Here is a 15,671-nt window from a genome sequence, read left to right on the forward strand (position 1 = left end):
CTATGCTGACGTTGGGCCACTGTGATTGGCCAGAAATGTTTCAAGGGTTGCGGTATTGGCCATAGCAGGCGCACAGCCCGGTTGTGATACTGTGATTGATGCACAGGCAGAGCCACGCAAAATAGATGTCTGGATATCGTGACCATTGGCAATTGACGTTACAAACCCCGCCATAAAACTATCACCAGCACCGGTGGGTTTTAGCGCCTGAACAGGGTATATACCTGTGCGAATTTCACGCCCCTGCGCAAATGTTATCGCACCCTTGTTGCCCATTTTATAGACCACAATACGATCACCATCTTCGGCCAGTTCACGTGCCTTGTTTAAACCATTTTCGACATCTCCCGCCATGAAGCCGAATTCCTCGTCATTGCCCACGATCATATCACTGGCCTCTGCGGCGCGGGACAGAACACTAGATGCCTCTGCCGCCGATGACCAAGAATAGGGGCGGTAGTCCACATCAAAAATCACAGGCACCCCTGCGGCGCGTGCCAGATCAAAGGCGTGGAATGTAGCGCTGCGTGAGGGTTGCGCCGCAAATACTGTTCCCGCGGTTATCAACGCGCCATAGCCTGCGTAATCGACAGCGGTCACATCCTCTTGGTTCATCTGAAAATCGGCGGCACCATTGCGGTAGATCACTGATTGGTGGTCCTTGATGCGGGTTTCATAAACAGCCAATGAATTGCGATACTCGCCCGCGACAGGGGTCACATAGCGCGCATCAACGCCATAATGTTCCAACTGGTGAACACAGTAGCGCCCGATGCTGTCATCCGACACCCGTGTAACCAGCGCCGCGCGACCACCCAGCTTGCAGATCCCAGCGGCGATATTGGCCGAAGATCCCCCAAGGGCGACCTGCATATACTGTGCAGTTTCGGTCGTGCTGCCTGGCGGATCAGGGAACAGATCCATGCCTGCGCGCCCTATAATTACGAAATTATTCGCCTTTATCCCATTCAGAAGACGCGACATTTACACCCCCTTGCGTTGGCGGCTACGGGTGGTTTCCCACTCTTCATGCGCCTCGCTTACCCGCGCGCTGTTCGAGGTATGAGGGGTTCCGACCTCCCACCATGTATGGCCTTGCGTGGTCCAGCCTTCGTAGGGGTCTACTTGCATAACAATCACATAGGTTTGATCCGCCGCTTTGGCGCGATTGAATGCCTCGCTCAGGTCACTGGGAGATTGAACCGTTTCGCTAAGCGCGCCCAAAGATCGGGCATGGGCTTCGAAATCAACCCGTGCCTGATTGGTGGCCGTGGGGGTATCAGAGATCAAATTATTAAAGCTCTCGTTTCCAGTATTGTTTTGCAATTTGTTGATCACCGCAAAGCCACCGTTGTCCAACACCAAAACGATCAATTTTTTCTGTGTTAGAACCGAAGAATAGATATCCGAATTCATCAGCAAATACGACCCATCCCCTGTGAAAACGATGGTGTCTTGGTCTGGTTCCTTCTCAGTCTGTGCAATGCGTGCACCCCATCCGCCGGCGATTTCGTATCCCATACAGGAAAATCCGAATTCCACATCAACCGTGCCGATATCAAGCGTGCGCCAATTGGCCGTGACCTCGGCAGGTAATCCACCCGCCGCTGCCACAAGGCGATCACGCGGGTCGCAATGGGCGTTTACCACACCGATGGCCTGTGCATAAGAGGCAGGGCCATTACCTAACTGAGTATTTTGGGCCACATAGGCATCCCATTTCACCCGAAGAGATTTGGAAGAGGCAAGCCAAGCAGCAGGAGCTTGATGCTCACCCAGCGCCTGCCCCAGAGCGATCAGCCCCAATTTTGCGTCCCCGACTACCGTGGTGGACAAGTGTTTTGCCGCATCATGGCGAGCCGCATTCAACCCAATAATGCGAGCCTGTTTATCAAAAGCAGTCCAAGAGCCGGTGGTGAAATCCTGAAGCCGAGTTCCTACTGCTAAGATCACATCAGCCTGCTCGGCAATGGCATTTGCGCTGTCTGATCCAGTTACACCTAATGGGCCCATATTTAGTGGATCACTTGCCAGCATATTGGCCCGTCCTGCGATGGTTTCTACCACGGGAATTTGGTGGCGATGGGCAAATTCGCTCAGCTGCTGCACGGCACCTGAATATTGCACTCCGCCGCCCGCGATAATCATCGGGCGTTGCGCCGTTTTCAGCAGATCAATAGCGTCCGCTACCTCCTGTGCATCAGGGGCTTGGCGGCGAATACGATGGGTGCGCGGCGTGAAAAATTCCTCCGGATAGGAATAGGTCCAGCCCTGTACATCCTGCGGCAAGCCGATGAATACAGGGCCACAATCAGCTGGATCCAGCATCGTCGCCAGCGCCGCGGGCAGGCTATTTAACACCTGGGCCGGGTGGGTGATCCGATCCCAGAAACGGCTAACCGCCTTAAAAGCATCGTTCACCCCAAAGGTCGGGTCGCCGAAATGTTCCAGCTGTTGTAGAACCGGATCCGGCAGGCGCGTGTTAAATGTATCGCCGCACAGCATCAACATTGGCAAGCGGTTTGCATGGGCCAGCGCCGCACTGGTCAACAGGTTAGCCGTACCTGGACCCGCAGACGCGGTACAAAACATGAAACGACGGCGCAGATGGGCCTTGGCATAGGCCGCTGCTGCAAACCCCATGCCCTGTTCGTTTTGCCCTCTATACAGAGGCAAGGTCTCTTGATTTTCATAAAGCGCTTCACCCAAGCAGGTGACATTGCCATGGCCAAAGATACCAAACCCTCCCCCGCAGATACGGGTTTTTATGCCATCTATTTCGATGAACTGCGCGGATAGATAACGCACGATTGCCTGGGCAACGGTAAGTGTGATTGTTTTTTCTGATTGTCCCAAAATATTCCCCAAACTTGGCATAAAGGAGCGATTAACAGGCGGATGCCCTGATTTAGATATCCAGATTGCACCTACATGCAATCGGTTGCAGAATTATGTTTCCCCGAAGATGTCTGGATCAATTCGACCAAATAGATTGGCTGACATCTTGGTATTGTGCCCACGCGCCCGATGCGCGCGTCATGGTTGTTAGTCTTCGTCGAGGTCGGCGTAATCAATGGTTGCAAAACGCCAGGCGCAAATCACCCCCACACCGATAAAAATAACCGCCCACATGGCCCGCCCTGTGGTCAACTCGAATATCCCCCAACAGATCAGGACTATCACTACCGAAATACGGGTAATAACCGGCTGAAAAAAGGGATGGTTTAGGTCGATCAATTTCATGCAGCACCTTCGAATTGAGCGCCCGTTTTGGCGCCGGTAATATAGGCCACGACATCCTGCCCATCCGTTTCTTTTACATCCAGATCCGCGACCATGCGCCCCCTGCGAAAGACTATGATACGATCCACCAAATCGAACACTTGGCGCATATTGTGGCTGACCAAGATCAGGCTCTCGCCCTGTTCTTTCAGGGTGCGCACGATATTTTCAACCTGTGCAGTCTCTTGTACCCCAAGCGCGGCTGTTGGCTCGTCCATGATCGTCAGTTTGGAGGCAAATGTTGCGGTGCGGGCGATGGCCACACATTGACGCTGTCCGCCCGACATATTGGCAATGCTGTTGCGAATATTTGGGATTTTCACCCCCGTTTTCACCAACCCCGCCATGGTGGATTCGCGCATGGCCTTATAATCAAGTATACGAAACGGTCCTAAGAAATTCCATTTGGTGGCCTCGCGACCCAAAAACAAATTGTCAGGCACATTCAAATCATCGGCCAAGGCCAAGGTTTGAAAAACTGTTTCTATCCCTGCTTCTCGGGCATCTAATGGGCCTGCGAAGTTGACCTCTTGGCCATCAAAAATCACAGTACCACGGGTGCGTTGCTCTACCCCAGTAATTTGACGTACAAATGTAGACTTCCCCGCGCCATTATCGCCCATGATAGCCACATGTTCGCCACGGCGCAGGATGAAATCTGCATCTTCCAATGCATGTACCCCGCCGTAATGTTTGGTTAGGCCTTTGGTCTCTAAAATAATTCCAGACATATCTTTTCCTCCTTCAGGCGCGGCGCGCGGCGCGTTGTTGTTGCCATTGATCCAGCGCAACCGCGCCAACGATGATACAGCCTAGAACCATTTCTTGGTAATAGGCCCCAAGACGTAGGAAGGTGAAGCCAGAGGTGATAACCCCGATGATCAAAGCCCCGATAACGGTGCCTATTATCGATCCACGCCCGCCAAAGAGCGACACCCCCCCGATTACGGCCATCGCGATGGCATCCAATTCATATGAAAGCCCCATGCCGGATTGCGCAGTTAGGTTTTTCGAGGTGAGAATGACGGCAGACAATCCAGCCAGCATTCCAGCAATCGCATAGACCAGAACTAAGTGGCGCGGCACATTGATACCAGACATACGGGCCGCAGCCTCGTTTGAGCCAATGGCGTAGGTGTGTTTCCCATAAACTGTGTAATTCATGATCAGATGAAACAGCACTGCAAGCGACAGGAATATTATTACAGGCATCATGCCAGCACCAATAACCGCATAGGAGTCGGTGGGAAAAGATACAGGTTTGCCACTGGACCACCACTGGGCTACACCGCGAGCAAAGAGCATCATACCCAGTGTAGCGATAAAGGGTGGGATACGTGAGAATGCCACCAATATTCCATTTATCATCCCCGCAAGCAGACCACAGCCAAGCCCCACAAAAATAGGTACAATAACGGGTAAATCTAGAAAGGCCGGCCCAAAGATTGCCTTGGGATTTGGATTACCATTGACCACAGAAACCTGTGCAAAACTCATGGCGATCATGGCCGTGGCCCCAAGAACCGAACCAGAAGACAAATCAATTCCAGCGGTGATGATGACCTGGGTCACCCCCAAGGCGATAATCCCAACAATGGCCACCTGAATGATGATAATTCGCAAACGCTGTTCGTTAAAAATACTGTCAAAGCGATCTTTGGTATCAAAAAGCAGGCTTTGCCCCATGAAGATTGCGCCCAACACTTCGAAGATGATGACAATCAAAATCAGAGCGCCCAGAACATTCAGCTCGTTTGGCCATTGCCGTTTTGATTTATCATAGGTCAGGCCGCCTATTCCGTGGCTTGTATCTGACATTTGCCTACTCCCGGTAAAATTCAATGTAGTGCAGAGCACCTATTGGGTGCTCTGCGTTTGTATTGGGTTCCTAGTTTAGGAAATCACCGATGTTTTCAGGTGTTACCAATTTGAAGGGAATAAACACCGTTTTATCAACAGCTTCGCCTTTTGCCAATTTCAACGCCGTATCGATTGAACCAACACCTTGGCCAGCCAAATCTTGGAATACAGTCACGTCCATATCGCCAGCTTGCATCGCCAGAAGCGCATCAGAGGTTGCATCGACACCGCCAACGACGACATCGTCCATCGAGATGCCAGCGGCCTTCATTGCCTGGATCGCACCAATAGCCATTTCGTCATTGTTGCCAAATACAGCGTCAAACTCTTCGCCAGACGAAATCCAGTTGGTCATCAAATCTTGTGCTTTGTCACGAGACCATTCAGCAGTTTGTTCATCAATAAGGGTGATGAAGTTACACATATCCATACCGATAACATCATGGAAATCCTTGGTACGTTGAACGGCAGCTTGATTGGACAGCTGGCCCATCAACAGATAGGCTTTCGCGCCGCCTGATTTTCCCTGAGCACGCAGATCTTGGCACATACGGAAGGCGGCCAATGTGCCGGATTCGATTTCATTTGAAGCAACAAATGCCTGACCATCAGGCAGGGTATCCATGTTAATCGGCTGGCGGTTTACATAGACTAGCGGTACGCCTGCGGATGCAGCGGCAGCTGACATGGCTTCTGTAGCGTTGGTATCCACAGCATTCACAATGATTGCATCCACACCAGAGGCGATGAAGTTATTGATCTGATCCAGCTGTTTTGCCACATCGTCTGTTGCGTCTTCGACCTGTAGGCTAACACCCTCTAAGGTATCAGCATAATCTGTCATGCCGTTACGCATAACGGTTAGGCCGTTATCGTCAAAACGGGCTACAGACACCCCAATTTGTTCCGCCAAGGCCGCAGAACCTAAGAGCGCCGTAAGACCAGCGGCTACGAAAAATTTCTTCATGTCATTCCTCCACAATATGTGCCCGGCGCACGGTTGAATACCGGGGCCTCTTTTCGAGGCAGTCATCAGGTGGGCAAAGCCCAAGCTATCTTAGCCGTTCCTGGCGATTTCGATTGGTAACCCAGCAAGATGCGTCAACCTCTTGGCGGGTGAATTCAGATTGGGTTTGTTTTTTTGAACCCGCAGCAATTGCCTCCAACATCTGCGAACTTGTTGGGGTCATGGTTAATATTTCGCAAACCCGAAACATCAATTCCCCCCTTAAACCCAGTTGATTCGAGATAATCCTACGTGAGCCCAAGCAATATTGCAACCGGTTGCATTATTGGTGGCACGCACTTGGATCCCACCAATCAAGCCAATTCCATATCTCACAACAGGTTTCATCACATTGGTGTCGAAAACTGGCACCAAAGATCACTGGCACGAAAACGCCGGCAATGGTTTGAATTTTTTGGGAATTCATAAGCTTGCAACACCGCAATCCGCTGGATGGAATCCAGGGGTGGCCCCTGTGCGACCTAGTATCGTCAATTGATGTGAAGACGAAAATTATATCTGTAATTTATCGGCACAGATTATAATAGCGGGCGAAATCTCTGCGTGATGCGCCCTAGTCTTCCTCCGTCAATAGGCTAGACAAGCGCGCGGCGGCAGCCTGAAGCTTGTCGACATGGCCCAGCGCCATTTCAAACGACACCCGCTGTGTTGGGGCGTGAAAAGACAATGTGGAAACCAAACGTTCGCCATCAACTTTTATCGGGACTGCAACCCCGACCATACCATCCATAAACTCGCCTGTATCTGTTGCATAACCTTGGGTGCGGATCTTCTGAATTTCGCGCACTAGCTTATCAGGGTCGGTTTGGGTTGCGTCGGTTTTGGCGTCTAGATCGGTGGATTTCACGTAATTGCGCAGATGGCGTTGATCTAGACTGCTAAGGTACATTTTCCCACTGGCAGTACAATAAAAGGGGACGCGGGTGCCCACCGGCAATTGAATGCGCAGAGGCCATTTGCTTTCTACGCGATCCAGATAAATCATCGTGTCCCGATCTGGAATAGCGATATTACAAGTTTCGCCAATCTCCTCTGCCAGCTTGCCCAAGATCGCAGTGCGCGCCGTGCGGATGCGCAACGAAGAAAGGATACCTGTGGACATCTTACGCAGACGAAGGCCGGGGGAATACCCCCGGCCATCTATTTCTCGTTGAATAAACCCTTGCTCTTCTAGGGTGTTAAACAGGCGATGTATGGTGGGTTTAGGCAGGTTCAGCTCTTGATTAACCTCGGTTGGGGTCACCGGAACCCCTGCCCGTGCCATAGATTCCAAAACGATCAACAAGCGCAGATTTGTTGGGATAGCCCCCTCTGCTCCAGAACCTTCAACCATATTCGCCTCGTATCCATTTTACCAATATTAGCCCGATGGAATTAGCATTGTCGAGAGCGCGGGCACAAGGGCTACAATGAACCAAACGCTGAGCAAGGCCAACAGATAAGGGATTGTATAGCGCAACAGCCGGAAATAAGGCACACCCGTCACACCCGAGGCCACATAAAGGTTAAGCCCATAAGGGGGTGTGATAAATCCGATAGATGCCCCGACCAAGAAGATCACGCCAAACTGCACCGGCTCCACCCCAACGGAATGGGCGATAGGGGCCAAAATCGGCGCAAGGATAATGGTCACCGGGAGGCTCTCTAAAACCATGCCCGCCACGAAAACGATCGCCATAGATGTGAACAGTATTGCGTAATACCCACCCATCCCTAGGACGAAGTTCCCGATGATTTCTTGGGCACCAAGAACCGACAGAATTTGTTGCATCACCACTGAAACCGCGATCAAGGGCGCAAGAATGCCCGCGATCTGTGCAGAGCGCATAGTAATTGACGGAAGTTCACGTGGGCCAAACCCCTTGACCACCAGATACTCGCTGACGCTGCGTTCCTTGAAATCACGATCCTCGGATGGAGAACCCATCATCTTGAAAATCGGTAGGCTAACAAAGCCCACAATGATACAGAACCCCACAGTTACACCAGCGGCCTCGGTTGGCGAGAATTTACCAGTGTAAATACCCCATAGCACCAATCCAATTGCGAAAAACCCTAGCCAAGCACCAACGGCAGTTTTCATCACACGGCCAAACTCCAGCTTGATCAGGTAGCCCCAGCCATTGCGTGTACAAATTACAAAAGCAACAAGCATCATCGCACCTACCATCATTGCCCCAGGAATAATCCCAGCCACGAACAATTCGGAGATAGGCAAGTTCAACAGGAATCCGTACACGATAAAGATAATCGATGGGGGAATGATAATCCCTACGGTTCCACCAGCGGCGGCAGTGGCCGCAGAGAAGCGTTCGTCATATCCGCCCTTGACCATTTCGGGATGCAGCATCGATCCGATAGTAGCAGTTGTGGCCGAATTTGAACCCGAGATCGCAGCGAACAATCCACAGGCCCCAAGGCTGGCCATGGCCAGACCTCCGCGCAACCAACCAAGGCAAGCATAGGCAAAATCCGACAATCGGCGCGCGATGCCCGATCTGTTGATCAGATCCCCCGTTAGGATGAAAAGCGGCATGGCCAGCAAGGCAAAGCCATCGGTAAAAACATCCGCAAGCGCAGAACCTGTATTAATAAGCGGAAGGCCTAGCACGAAGCTCATGCCAATTACCCAATATCCGATCACCAAGAAAACCGGCACGCCGAGCATAAACAGCACGGTAACACCGATTGATAATAATGTGGTCCAAGATCCATCTGTCATATCGTTATCCTCAATCTGAACCAATTGCGACAGGCTTAATCAGCACTTCACCGGCGCGTAGGTTTTTAAAATCAATCAACCAGTTTTCCATGGCCCGTGCGGTAACAAGCAAGAAGCTAATCGGAACCGATACAAGGAACCACCACTGTAGGACATTGTCTGTTCCCAGTAGTATTTGGAAATTAGCGGCAGAATTTGCGGCCACTTGGGTAGACGTGACAATCACAATCCACGAGAATCCAATCCACAAGATGGCATCCAGAGACAAGCATGTGAATTGCAACGGGCGCGGCATATTCATGCGAAACTCGGAGAACGATAGATGCGTGCGCAGCTTCACGTTATAGGCACATCCTGCCCATGTCATAATCAGGAACAGGAACGGTGGCAAAGTGGTCGACCAAGGCGCCTGAACATTCAGAATAAATCTGCGAAAGACTTCTACAAAGATAATAGCGCCTATCAGTAAGTAAGTCGAAACCATCACTGTGGATTCAAATTTGCGCTCGATCCAAGGTACATAGCGATAGATCGCCACGATCAATGCACCCCCAAATAGGGTTGCAAATGCCCCGACCACCCATGCGGCATTGGTTTTAAGCGACTCGCTGATCATCCATGCATCATTCGATAGAACTGCGCTGAATATCTCTGCGATCTCGTTAGCAATAGTTGTCATAATCCGTCTCCTCCCTGAGACCGACCGTAGCGTAATACAGCTGTAAATAGATTAAAAAAGCGACGGCAGGTCATAACCTGCCGTCCTCCAAGGGGATTAACCCTTCCACCAGCGACGTGGCTCCACGTTTTCTGGTTTCATATCCGCTGGCACTTCTCGTGCAATGCGGTGCAGTTCAGTATAGGTATCAAGCCCGCCAGCCCAGTTATTGAGCCGCTCGCGCCATTGCGCCCATGGCTCTGGATTGTATTCTGGCGAACACATTTCCTCGGCCATTTTGATTTGATCATCTGCTAGGAATGCTGGGCGTACATTGTGTTCATCGAACAATGTGCCAGGCATAACCGGATCAGAGAACCCTACGGTTTTAACCAAGGCTGCCTCGTTGGCGGCCTGTACATGCACCTGTGCCAGATAAGACGATTCCATAACCGCATCCTGCAAATGACCATCCAAGCTGTCGAAAACCTTGGCAGACATAGAGGTGTGCTCAGTACCACAGAAGAAACGCAGATCAACCGATTGCGAAACAACAGGTGACATATTGGCATATGCCACGGCTGACGCCCATGTTTCCGCGCCGTCGATCAAGCCAGTTTTCAGACCATCAAGCGTTTCTTCCCATGCAACAGGAACAGGGTTTAGGTTCAACAATTGCATCGCGATACGACCCAATTGGGTGCCGGTCACGCGGTTTTTGGTGCCAAATAACTCTTCCAGTTTGGTAACTGTTGGTTTCTCTGCAAAGTTTTGGCCCATTTGCAGACCACGCAATTCACAATGGCTGAACAAGAATTTCAGACCGTGGCGTTTTTCCAACGGCTCGCGCAGAATCTTGTTAGATTCCGGGCTGTATAGGAAATGATATTGTGATGCACGCCCCGGGAATACATAGGCATAATCCAGCACGTTTAGATAGGGCGCACCGCCAGCAGAGTTTTGAGTAGAGGCTGCATAAATGTCGACAATCCCGTTTTGGGTTTTCTCGACACAGGACAGCTGACCACAGATTTGATTATCGCCAATAAACTCTACGCGGATTTCGCCATCTGTGCGTTCCTCTAGATCGCGGGCAAATTCCAATGCACCAGCACGTTCAATCAACAAGTTGCGCGCATTAAACCCCGAGGCACCAAATTTCAGCGTGTGCTTTGCAGGTTTCTTGAACCGCTTGTCATAGGTCGATTCGGCCGCCGCCGCCAAGGACGGCAGTGTGGCAACACCAGCAACAGAACCGGCCGCCAACAATGTGGACGACATCCCGTAAGTGCCCGTTAAGCGAAGTAAATCCCGCCGGGAAATCCCCGCTAGTTTATCTGAAACTTTCATGCATTCCTCCTCTGCATAGTTTATTTTCTCATTTTTGAGACTTGCAGTATCATTAATAATCGATTATCGTTAATTGCGCAAGAAAAACTTATTTTCAGCCAATATGCAGACGTCGAGGGAGCGAAGTAATGCAATCAAGGAATACGGATTATATCGTGATCGGTGGCGGTTCTGCGGGCTGTGTTTTAGCGAATCGCCTTAGCGAAAGCCCAAAAAATAATGTAACCCTGCTAGAGGCGGGCCCGCGCGATTGGAATCCGTGGATTCATGTGCCGGTGGGGTATTTCAAAACTATGCATAACCCATCGGTGGACTGGTGTTATCGCACCGAACCTGATTCAGGTTTGAATGGGAGATCTATCGATTGGCCCCGCGGTAAGGTCCTTGGCGGGTCATCTTCGTTGAACGGGTTGTTATATGTGCGTGGTCAAGCAGAAGATTATGACCGCTGGCGCCAAATGGGAAACCAAGGCTGGGGATGGGATGATGTTTTACCCCTCTTTAAACGTAGCGAAGACCAAGAACGCGGAGCAGATGAATATCACGCAACCGGCGGTGGGCTTTCGGTTTCGAATATGCGATTGCAACGCCCGATCTGCGATGCTTGGGTCGCGGCAGCGCAGGCGGCAGGATATCCTTATAATCCCGATTACAATGGTAATCAGCAAGAAGGTGTTGGGTATTTCCAGCTCACGACCCGCAAGGGGAGGCGCTGCTCTTCGGCCGTCGCCTTTCTGAACCCTGCGCGAAAACGGCCCAACCTGAACATCATAACCAATGCACAGGTTCAAAAGATCCTCATCGAAGAAGGGCGCGCCACCGGGGTGATTTACCAAGATAAGGCTGGACGTGATCATAGCCTTCAGGCCAATCGCGAGATTGTTCTCTCTTCGGGGGCATTGGGTTCACCGCAGGTTTTGATGCTATCTGGTATTGGTGACCCCGAGCATTTGAAAGAACACGGTATCGGTATTGTTGCCGATCTGCCCGCCGTTGGCAAAAACATGCAAGACCACCTTCAGGCGCGATTGGTATTTAAATGCAATGAACCCACCCTAAATGACGAGGTTCGCAGCGTATTTAATCAAGCCCGCATTGCCGCCAAGTACGCCCTGTTTCGCGCAGGCCCGATGACCATGGCCGCCAGCTTGGCTGTTGGATTTATGAAAACCGGCCCGCATGTAGATACGCCAGATATTCAATTCCATGTACAACCGTGGTCGGCAGACAGCCCAGGCGAAGGTGTGCATCCCTTCTCGGCCTTTACCATGTCTGTATGCCAACTACGCCCAGAAAGCCGCGGTGAGCTAAAACTGAAAAGTGCAAACGCCAAGGATAAAATCAAGATACACCCCAACTACCTATCTACCGATCTGGATTGCCGCACACTTGTAGAAGGTGTGAAAATCGCCCGCAGAATCGCCCGTCATGCTCCGCTTGTAGGCAAAATTTCCGAAGAATTCCGCCCCACCAAGGAGCTGGATATAGATGATTACGAGGGCACATTGAATTGGGCGCGCAATCATTCCTCCTCGATTTATCACCCCACGGGTACCTGTAAAATGGGCACAGGGCCAAACACGGTGGTCGATGCGCGCCTGCGGGTTCATGGCATTCAAGGACTTCGGGTCGCCGATTGCTCGATCATGCCCGAGATCGTTTCAGGCAACACAAATGCCCCCGCAATAATGATTGGCGAAAAGGCCAGCCAGATGATTCTGGAGGATGCGGCAACCGCCTAATCCCCCGCAACGGTGCCGTGCATCTATTTAGTTAACCAGAGTATCAGGAGATCTCCGATGAGAATGACAACAGAAGAAGCCTTTGTGAAGGTATTGCAAATGCATGGGATTGACCATGCATTTGGTATAATTGGATCGGCCATGATGCCGATCTCCGATTTATTCCCCGCCGCGGGGATCAAGTTCTTTGACTGTGCGCATGAATGTAATGCCGGTATGATGGCAGATGGATTTACCCGCGCATCGGGCGATATGTCTATGATGGTCGCCCAAAACGGCCCAGGCATTACCAGCCTAGTCACCCCCATCAAAACCGCCTATTGGAACCACACCCCCCTATTGGTGGTTACACCTCAGGCCGCGAATAAAACCATTGGTCAAGGTGGTTTTCAAGAGGTCGAGCAAATGGCGCTGTTGGAGGATATGGTCGCCTACCAAGAAGAGGTACGTGATCCATCACGCATGGCTGAGGTTTTAAATCGGGTGATCCTACAGGCCAAGCGCGCTTCGGCCCCGGCACAGATCAATATACCACGCGATTTCTGGACCCAAGTGATCGATATCGAACTGCCGGCAGTAGTTGAATTTGAGCGCCCTGCTGGTGGCGAGCAGGCGGTTGCCGAGGCCGCAAGGTTGCTGTCTGGCGCCAAATTCCCTGTAATTTTGAATGGGGCTGGTGTGGTCTTGGGCGATGCTATTTCTGAATCGATGGCGCTTGCCGAGCGCTTGGATGCGCCAGTTTGTGTGGGCTATCAACACAACGATGCCTTCCCAGGCTCGCACCCGTTGTTTGCGGGGCCACTGGGCTACAATGGCTCGAAGGCCGGCATGGAGCTGATTTCCAAGGCAGATGTGGTCTTAGCACTAGGAACACGGCTGAACCCGTTTTCGACCCTGCCCGGCTATGGTATTGATTACTGGCCCAAAGATGCCAAAATCATTCAAGTAGACATCAACCCTGATCGCATTGGCCTGACCAAACCCGTAACCGTAGGGATTGTAGGCGATGCCAAGAAAGTTGCCGGCGGCATTCTAGAGCAATTGGGCAATGACGCAGGGGATGCAGGGCGCAGTGCACGCAAAGAGACCATCAGCACCACCAAATCAAGATGGGCCCAAGAACTAACCTCTATGGATCACGAAGATGATGATCCGGGCACCACGTGGAATGAACGCGCCCGCGGCCGAGAGCCACAAAAGATGAGCCCTCGTATGGCCTGGCGTGCCATTCAATCCGCACTGCCCAAAGACGCGATCATCTCGTCGGATATTGGCAACAACTGTGCGATTGGTAATGCCTACCCATCCTTTGACGATACCCGCAAATATCTGGCCCCCGGCCTGTTCGGGCCTTGCGGATATGGGTTCCCTGCCATTTGTGGTGCCAAAATTGCCTGCCCAGACACACCCGTGGTCGGCTTTGCGGGCGATGGGGCTTTCGGGATATCAATGAACGAGATGGTTTCAGTTCAGCGCGATGATTGGCCCGCGATCACCATGGTGATTTTCCGCAACTATCAATGGGGTGCTGAAAAGCGCAACACCACGCTGTGGTTCGACGATAACTTCGTGGGCACCGAATTGTCTACCGAGGTGTCCTATGCGGGTATTGCAAAAGCCTGCGGTGTGGATGGTGTCGCGGTCACCTCTATGGAAGAACTGACCGACGAGTTGAACAAGGCAGTGACCCGCCAGATGAAGGAAGGCAAAACAACATTTATCGAAGTTCTGTTGAACCAAGAACTGGGCGAGCCATTCCGCCGTGATGCAATGACCAAGCCCGTCAGTGTTGCGGGTATCAACATTGCCGATCAAACGTCAAAACGCAATATTGCGTAACAGACCCCTTTTCGGCGCCTCTGTGCTCCGCTAAGGCTAGCCCCCTCTTCTCTTCCCAAAAGCAGAGGGGGCTTCTTTTTGCCAAAAGGATATCAAATGAGCGATCTTAGCACGAGAGTTTCAGAGTTTTACGGTGCGCATTGGCGTGGATTTATGGTTTCGGTTGTGGTGGCTGTGGCGGCACAGTTTTTATCAGAACACTACGGTGCACCAGCGATGCTAATGGCGCTGCTGCTCGGGATCGCATTTCATTTTCTAGCCGAGGACGCCGCCGGCGCCTGCAAGGCGGGGATAGATTTTACCGCCCGCACCGTTCTGCGCTTTGGTGTTGCGCTGTTGGGGGTACGCATCAGTGTAGAGCTAATGGTTGGACTGGGGGCAAATTTGATCCTTGTTGTTGTTTTGGGCGTGATTTTCACCATTCTCTTTGGCCTATTGGCCGCGCGTTTGTTAAGGCGAGGCTGGCGCTTTGGGCTGCTAACAGGCGGATCTGTTGCCATCTGCGGCGCATCGGCGGCCATGGCGATATCGGCAGTATTGCCCAAAAACGAGCAATCAGAGCGCAACCTGATATTCACGGTGCTCAGCGTGACGGTATTGTCCACATTGGCAATGATCATCTATCCTATTTTAACCCAGACCTTTGATTTTAACGACGAGGTTGCGGGGGTATTCCTTGGGGGTACAATCCATGATGTGGCACAGGTCGTAGGGGCTGGATTTTCCATATCAAACGAGGCGGGCGAGGTTGCCACATTGGTCAAGCTGATCCGAGTGGCCATGCTGGCCCCGGTAGTTTTGGTAATCTCGATTTTGGTGCGCCGCTATGCGGAAGATACAGATAATATGGGCAAACGCCCGCCAATTCTACCGATGTTTGTGATTGGGTTCTTAGGCTTTGCCAGCTTGAATTCTCTGGGAATGATCCCTGCGGTTGTTGCGGATGGTATGGCCAGCCTTTCGCGCTGGGCGCTATTGGTATCCATCGCCGCTGTAGGTATGAAAACATCTCTAAAGCGCATTCTAGAGGTTGGCGGTCAAGCCATTGCTATGATCGTGCTCGAAACCCTATTCATCGCAATGTTCGTTTTGCTGGGGGTCCTGGCCTTCGGGCATTAACCCCGATTTCGTGGAATTATTTTCGCGGGTTTGCGATGATTTTTGCTCACCCGATTTTTAATGGGCCAACAG

The 15,671-nt window shown here is 51.7% G+C and carries 13 protein-coding genes; 3 read left to right on the forward strand and 10 right to left on the reverse strand.

Annotated elements, in window-relative coordinates; translation table 11 throughout:
- The 10 genes from iolC to QQL62_RS11600 form a co-directional block, all read right to left on the reverse strand.
- The gene (gene iolC / locus QQL62_RS11555) at positions 1 to 984 is read right to left on the reverse strand and encodes a 5-dehydro-2-deoxygluconokinase (RefSeq protein WP_284379322.1); all 984 of its coding nucleotides are present in this window, start codon (positions 982 to 984) and stop codon (positions 1 to 3) included.
- A complete protein-coding gene (iolD, locus tag QQL62_RS11560) occupies positions 985 to 2,877 on the reverse strand; it encodes a 3D-(3,5/4)-trihydroxycyclohexane-1,2-dione acylhydrolase (decyclizing) (RefSeq protein ID WP_284379324.1) in 1,893 nt (630 codons plus the stop codon).
- 168 nt (positions 2,878 to 3,045) lie between these two features.
- Positions 3,046 to 3,243, reverse strand: a complete 198-nt coding sequence (locus QQL62_RS11565) for a hypothetical protein (RefSeq protein WP_284379327.1) — start codon at positions 3,241 to 3,243, stop codon at positions 3,046 to 3,048.
- Positions 3,240 to 4,013: an ATP-binding cassette domain-containing protein gene (locus tag QQL62_RS11570; protein ID WP_284379329.1), complete on the reverse strand. Its 774-nt coding sequence runs from the start codon at positions 4,011 to 4,013 to the stop codon at positions 3,240 to 3,242. Before QQL62_RS11570 ends, QQL62_RS11565 begins: the two co-directional genes overlap by 4 nt.
- Positions 4,014 to 4,026: 13 nt before the next feature.
- Positions 4,027 to 5,100 (reverse strand): ABC transporter permease, encoded by a 1,074-nt coding sequence (locus QQL62_RS11575; protein WP_284379331.1) that lies wholly within the window; start codon positions 5,098 to 5,100, stop codon positions 4,027 to 4,029.
- Between the two features lie 70 nt (positions 5,101 to 5,170).
- Positions 5,171 to 6,109, reverse strand: a complete 939-nt coding sequence (locus QQL62_RS11580; RefSeq protein WP_284379333.1) for a sugar ABC transporter substrate-binding protein — start codon at positions 6,107 to 6,109, stop codon at positions 5,171 to 5,173.
- A gap of 613 nt (positions 6,110 to 6,722) precedes the next feature.
- Positions 6,723 to 7,502, reverse strand: a complete 780-nt coding sequence (locus QQL62_RS11585) for an IclR family transcriptional regulator (protein WP_284379336.1) — start codon at positions 7,500 to 7,502, stop codon at positions 6,723 to 6,725.
- Positions 7,503 to 7,529: 27 nt separating this feature from the next.
- On the reverse strand, positions 7,530 to 8,891 hold the full coding sequence (locus QQL62_RS11590) for a TRAP transporter large permease (RefSeq protein WP_284379337.1): 1,362 nt from the start codon (positions 8,889 to 8,891) through the stop codon (positions 7,530 to 7,532).
- A gap of 10 nt (positions 8,892 to 8,901) precedes the next feature.
- Positions 8,902 to 9,570, reverse strand: coding sequence for a TRAP transporter small permease (locus QQL62_RS11595; protein ID WP_284379339.1), 669 nt, complete (start codon positions 9,568 to 9,570; stop codon positions 8,902 to 8,904).
- 96 nt (positions 9,571 to 9,666) lie between these two features.
- Positions 9,667 to 10,899, reverse strand: coding sequence for a TRAP transporter substrate-binding protein (locus QQL62_RS11600; RefSeq protein WP_284379342.1), 1,233 nt, complete (start codon positions 10,897 to 10,899; stop codon positions 9,667 to 9,669).
- Between the two features lie 128 nt (positions 10,900 to 11,027).
- Between QQL62_RS11600 and QQL62_RS11605 the strand changes: the two genes are divergently transcribed.
- The 3 genes from QQL62_RS11605 to QQL62_RS11615 all read left to right on the forward strand — a co-directional run bounded on the left by QQL62_RS11605 (position 11,028) and on the right by QQL62_RS11615 (position 15,599).
- Positions 11,028 to 12,641, forward strand: coding sequence for a GMC family oxidoreductase (locus QQL62_RS11605; protein WP_284379343.1), 1,614 nt, complete (start codon positions 11,028 to 11,030; stop codon positions 12,639 to 12,641).
- 57 nt (positions 12,642 to 12,698) lie between these two features.
- Positions 12,699 to 14,480: a sulfoacetaldehyde acetyltransferase gene (gene xsc, locus QQL62_RS11610; RefSeq protein WP_284379346.1), complete on the forward strand. Its 1,782-nt coding sequence runs from the start codon at positions 12,699 to 12,701 to the stop codon at positions 14,478 to 14,480.
- Positions 14,481 to 14,576: 96 nt separating this feature from the next.
- Positions 14,577 to 15,599, forward strand: a complete 1,023-nt coding sequence (locus tag QQL62_RS11615) for a YeiH family protein (RefSeq protein WP_284379349.1) — start codon at positions 14,577 to 14,579, stop codon at positions 15,597 to 15,599.
- Positions 15,600 to 15,671: the final 72 nt, after the last annotated feature.

Origin of the sequence: Amylibacter marinus (genome assembly GCF_030160015.1) — a bacterium.
Lineage (GTDB): Bacteria > Pseudomonadota > Alphaproteobacteria > Rhodobacterales > Rhodobacteraceae > Amylibacter > Amylibacter marinus.

Excerpts from the sequence above, each read along its gene's own strand:
- xsc (WP_284379346.1), top strand. The coding sequence starts at position 12,699 with ATGAGAATGACAACAGAAGAAGCCTTTGTGAAGGTATTGCAAATGCAT.
- QQL62_RS11585 (WP_284379336.1), bottom strand. The coding sequence starts at position 7,502 with ATGGTTGAAGGTTCTGGAGCAGAGGGGGCTATCCCAACAAATCTGCGC.
- iolC (WP_284379322.1), bottom strand. The coding sequence starts at position 984 with ATGTCGCGTCTTCTGAATGGGATAAAGGCGAATAATTTCGTAATTATA.
- QQL62_RS11570 (WP_284379329.1), bottom strand. The coding sequence starts at position 4,013 with ATGTCTGGAATTATTTTAGAGACCAAAGGCCTAACCAAACATTACGGC.
- QQL62_RS11575 (WP_284379331.1), bottom strand. The coding sequence starts at position 5,100 with ATGTCAGATACAAGCCACGGAATAGGCGGCCTGACCTATGATAAATCA.
- QQL62_RS11615 (WP_284379349.1), top strand. The coding sequence starts at position 14,577 with ATGAGCGATCTTAGCACGAGAGTTTCAGAGTTTTACGGTGCGCATTGG.
- QQL62_RS11565 (WP_284379327.1), bottom strand. The coding sequence starts at position 3,243 with ATGAAATTGATCGACCTAAACCATCCCTTTTTTCAGCCGGTTATTACC.
- QQL62_RS11600 (WP_284379342.1), bottom strand. The coding sequence starts at position 10,899 with ATGAAAGTTTCAGATAAACTAGCGGGGATTTCCCGGCGGGATTTACTT.
- QQL62_RS11580 (WP_284379333.1), bottom strand. The coding sequence starts at position 6,109 with ATGAAGAAATTTTTCGTAGCCGCTGGTCTTACGGCGCTCTTAGGTTCT.
- QQL62_RS11590 (WP_284379337.1), bottom strand. The coding sequence starts at position 8,891 with ATGACAGATGGATCTTGGACCACATTATTATCAATCGGTGTTACCGTG.
- QQL62_RS11605 (WP_284379343.1), top strand. The coding sequence starts at position 11,028 with ATGCAATCAAGGAATACGGATTATATCGTGATCGGTGGCGGTTCTGCG.
- QQL62_RS11595 (WP_284379339.1), bottom strand. The coding sequence starts at position 9,570 with ATGACAACTATTGCTAACGAGATCGCAGAGATATTCAGCGCAGTTCTA.
- iolD (WP_284379324.1), bottom strand. The coding sequence starts at position 2,877 with ATGCCAAGTTTGGGGAATATTTTGGGACAATCAGAAAAAACAATCACA.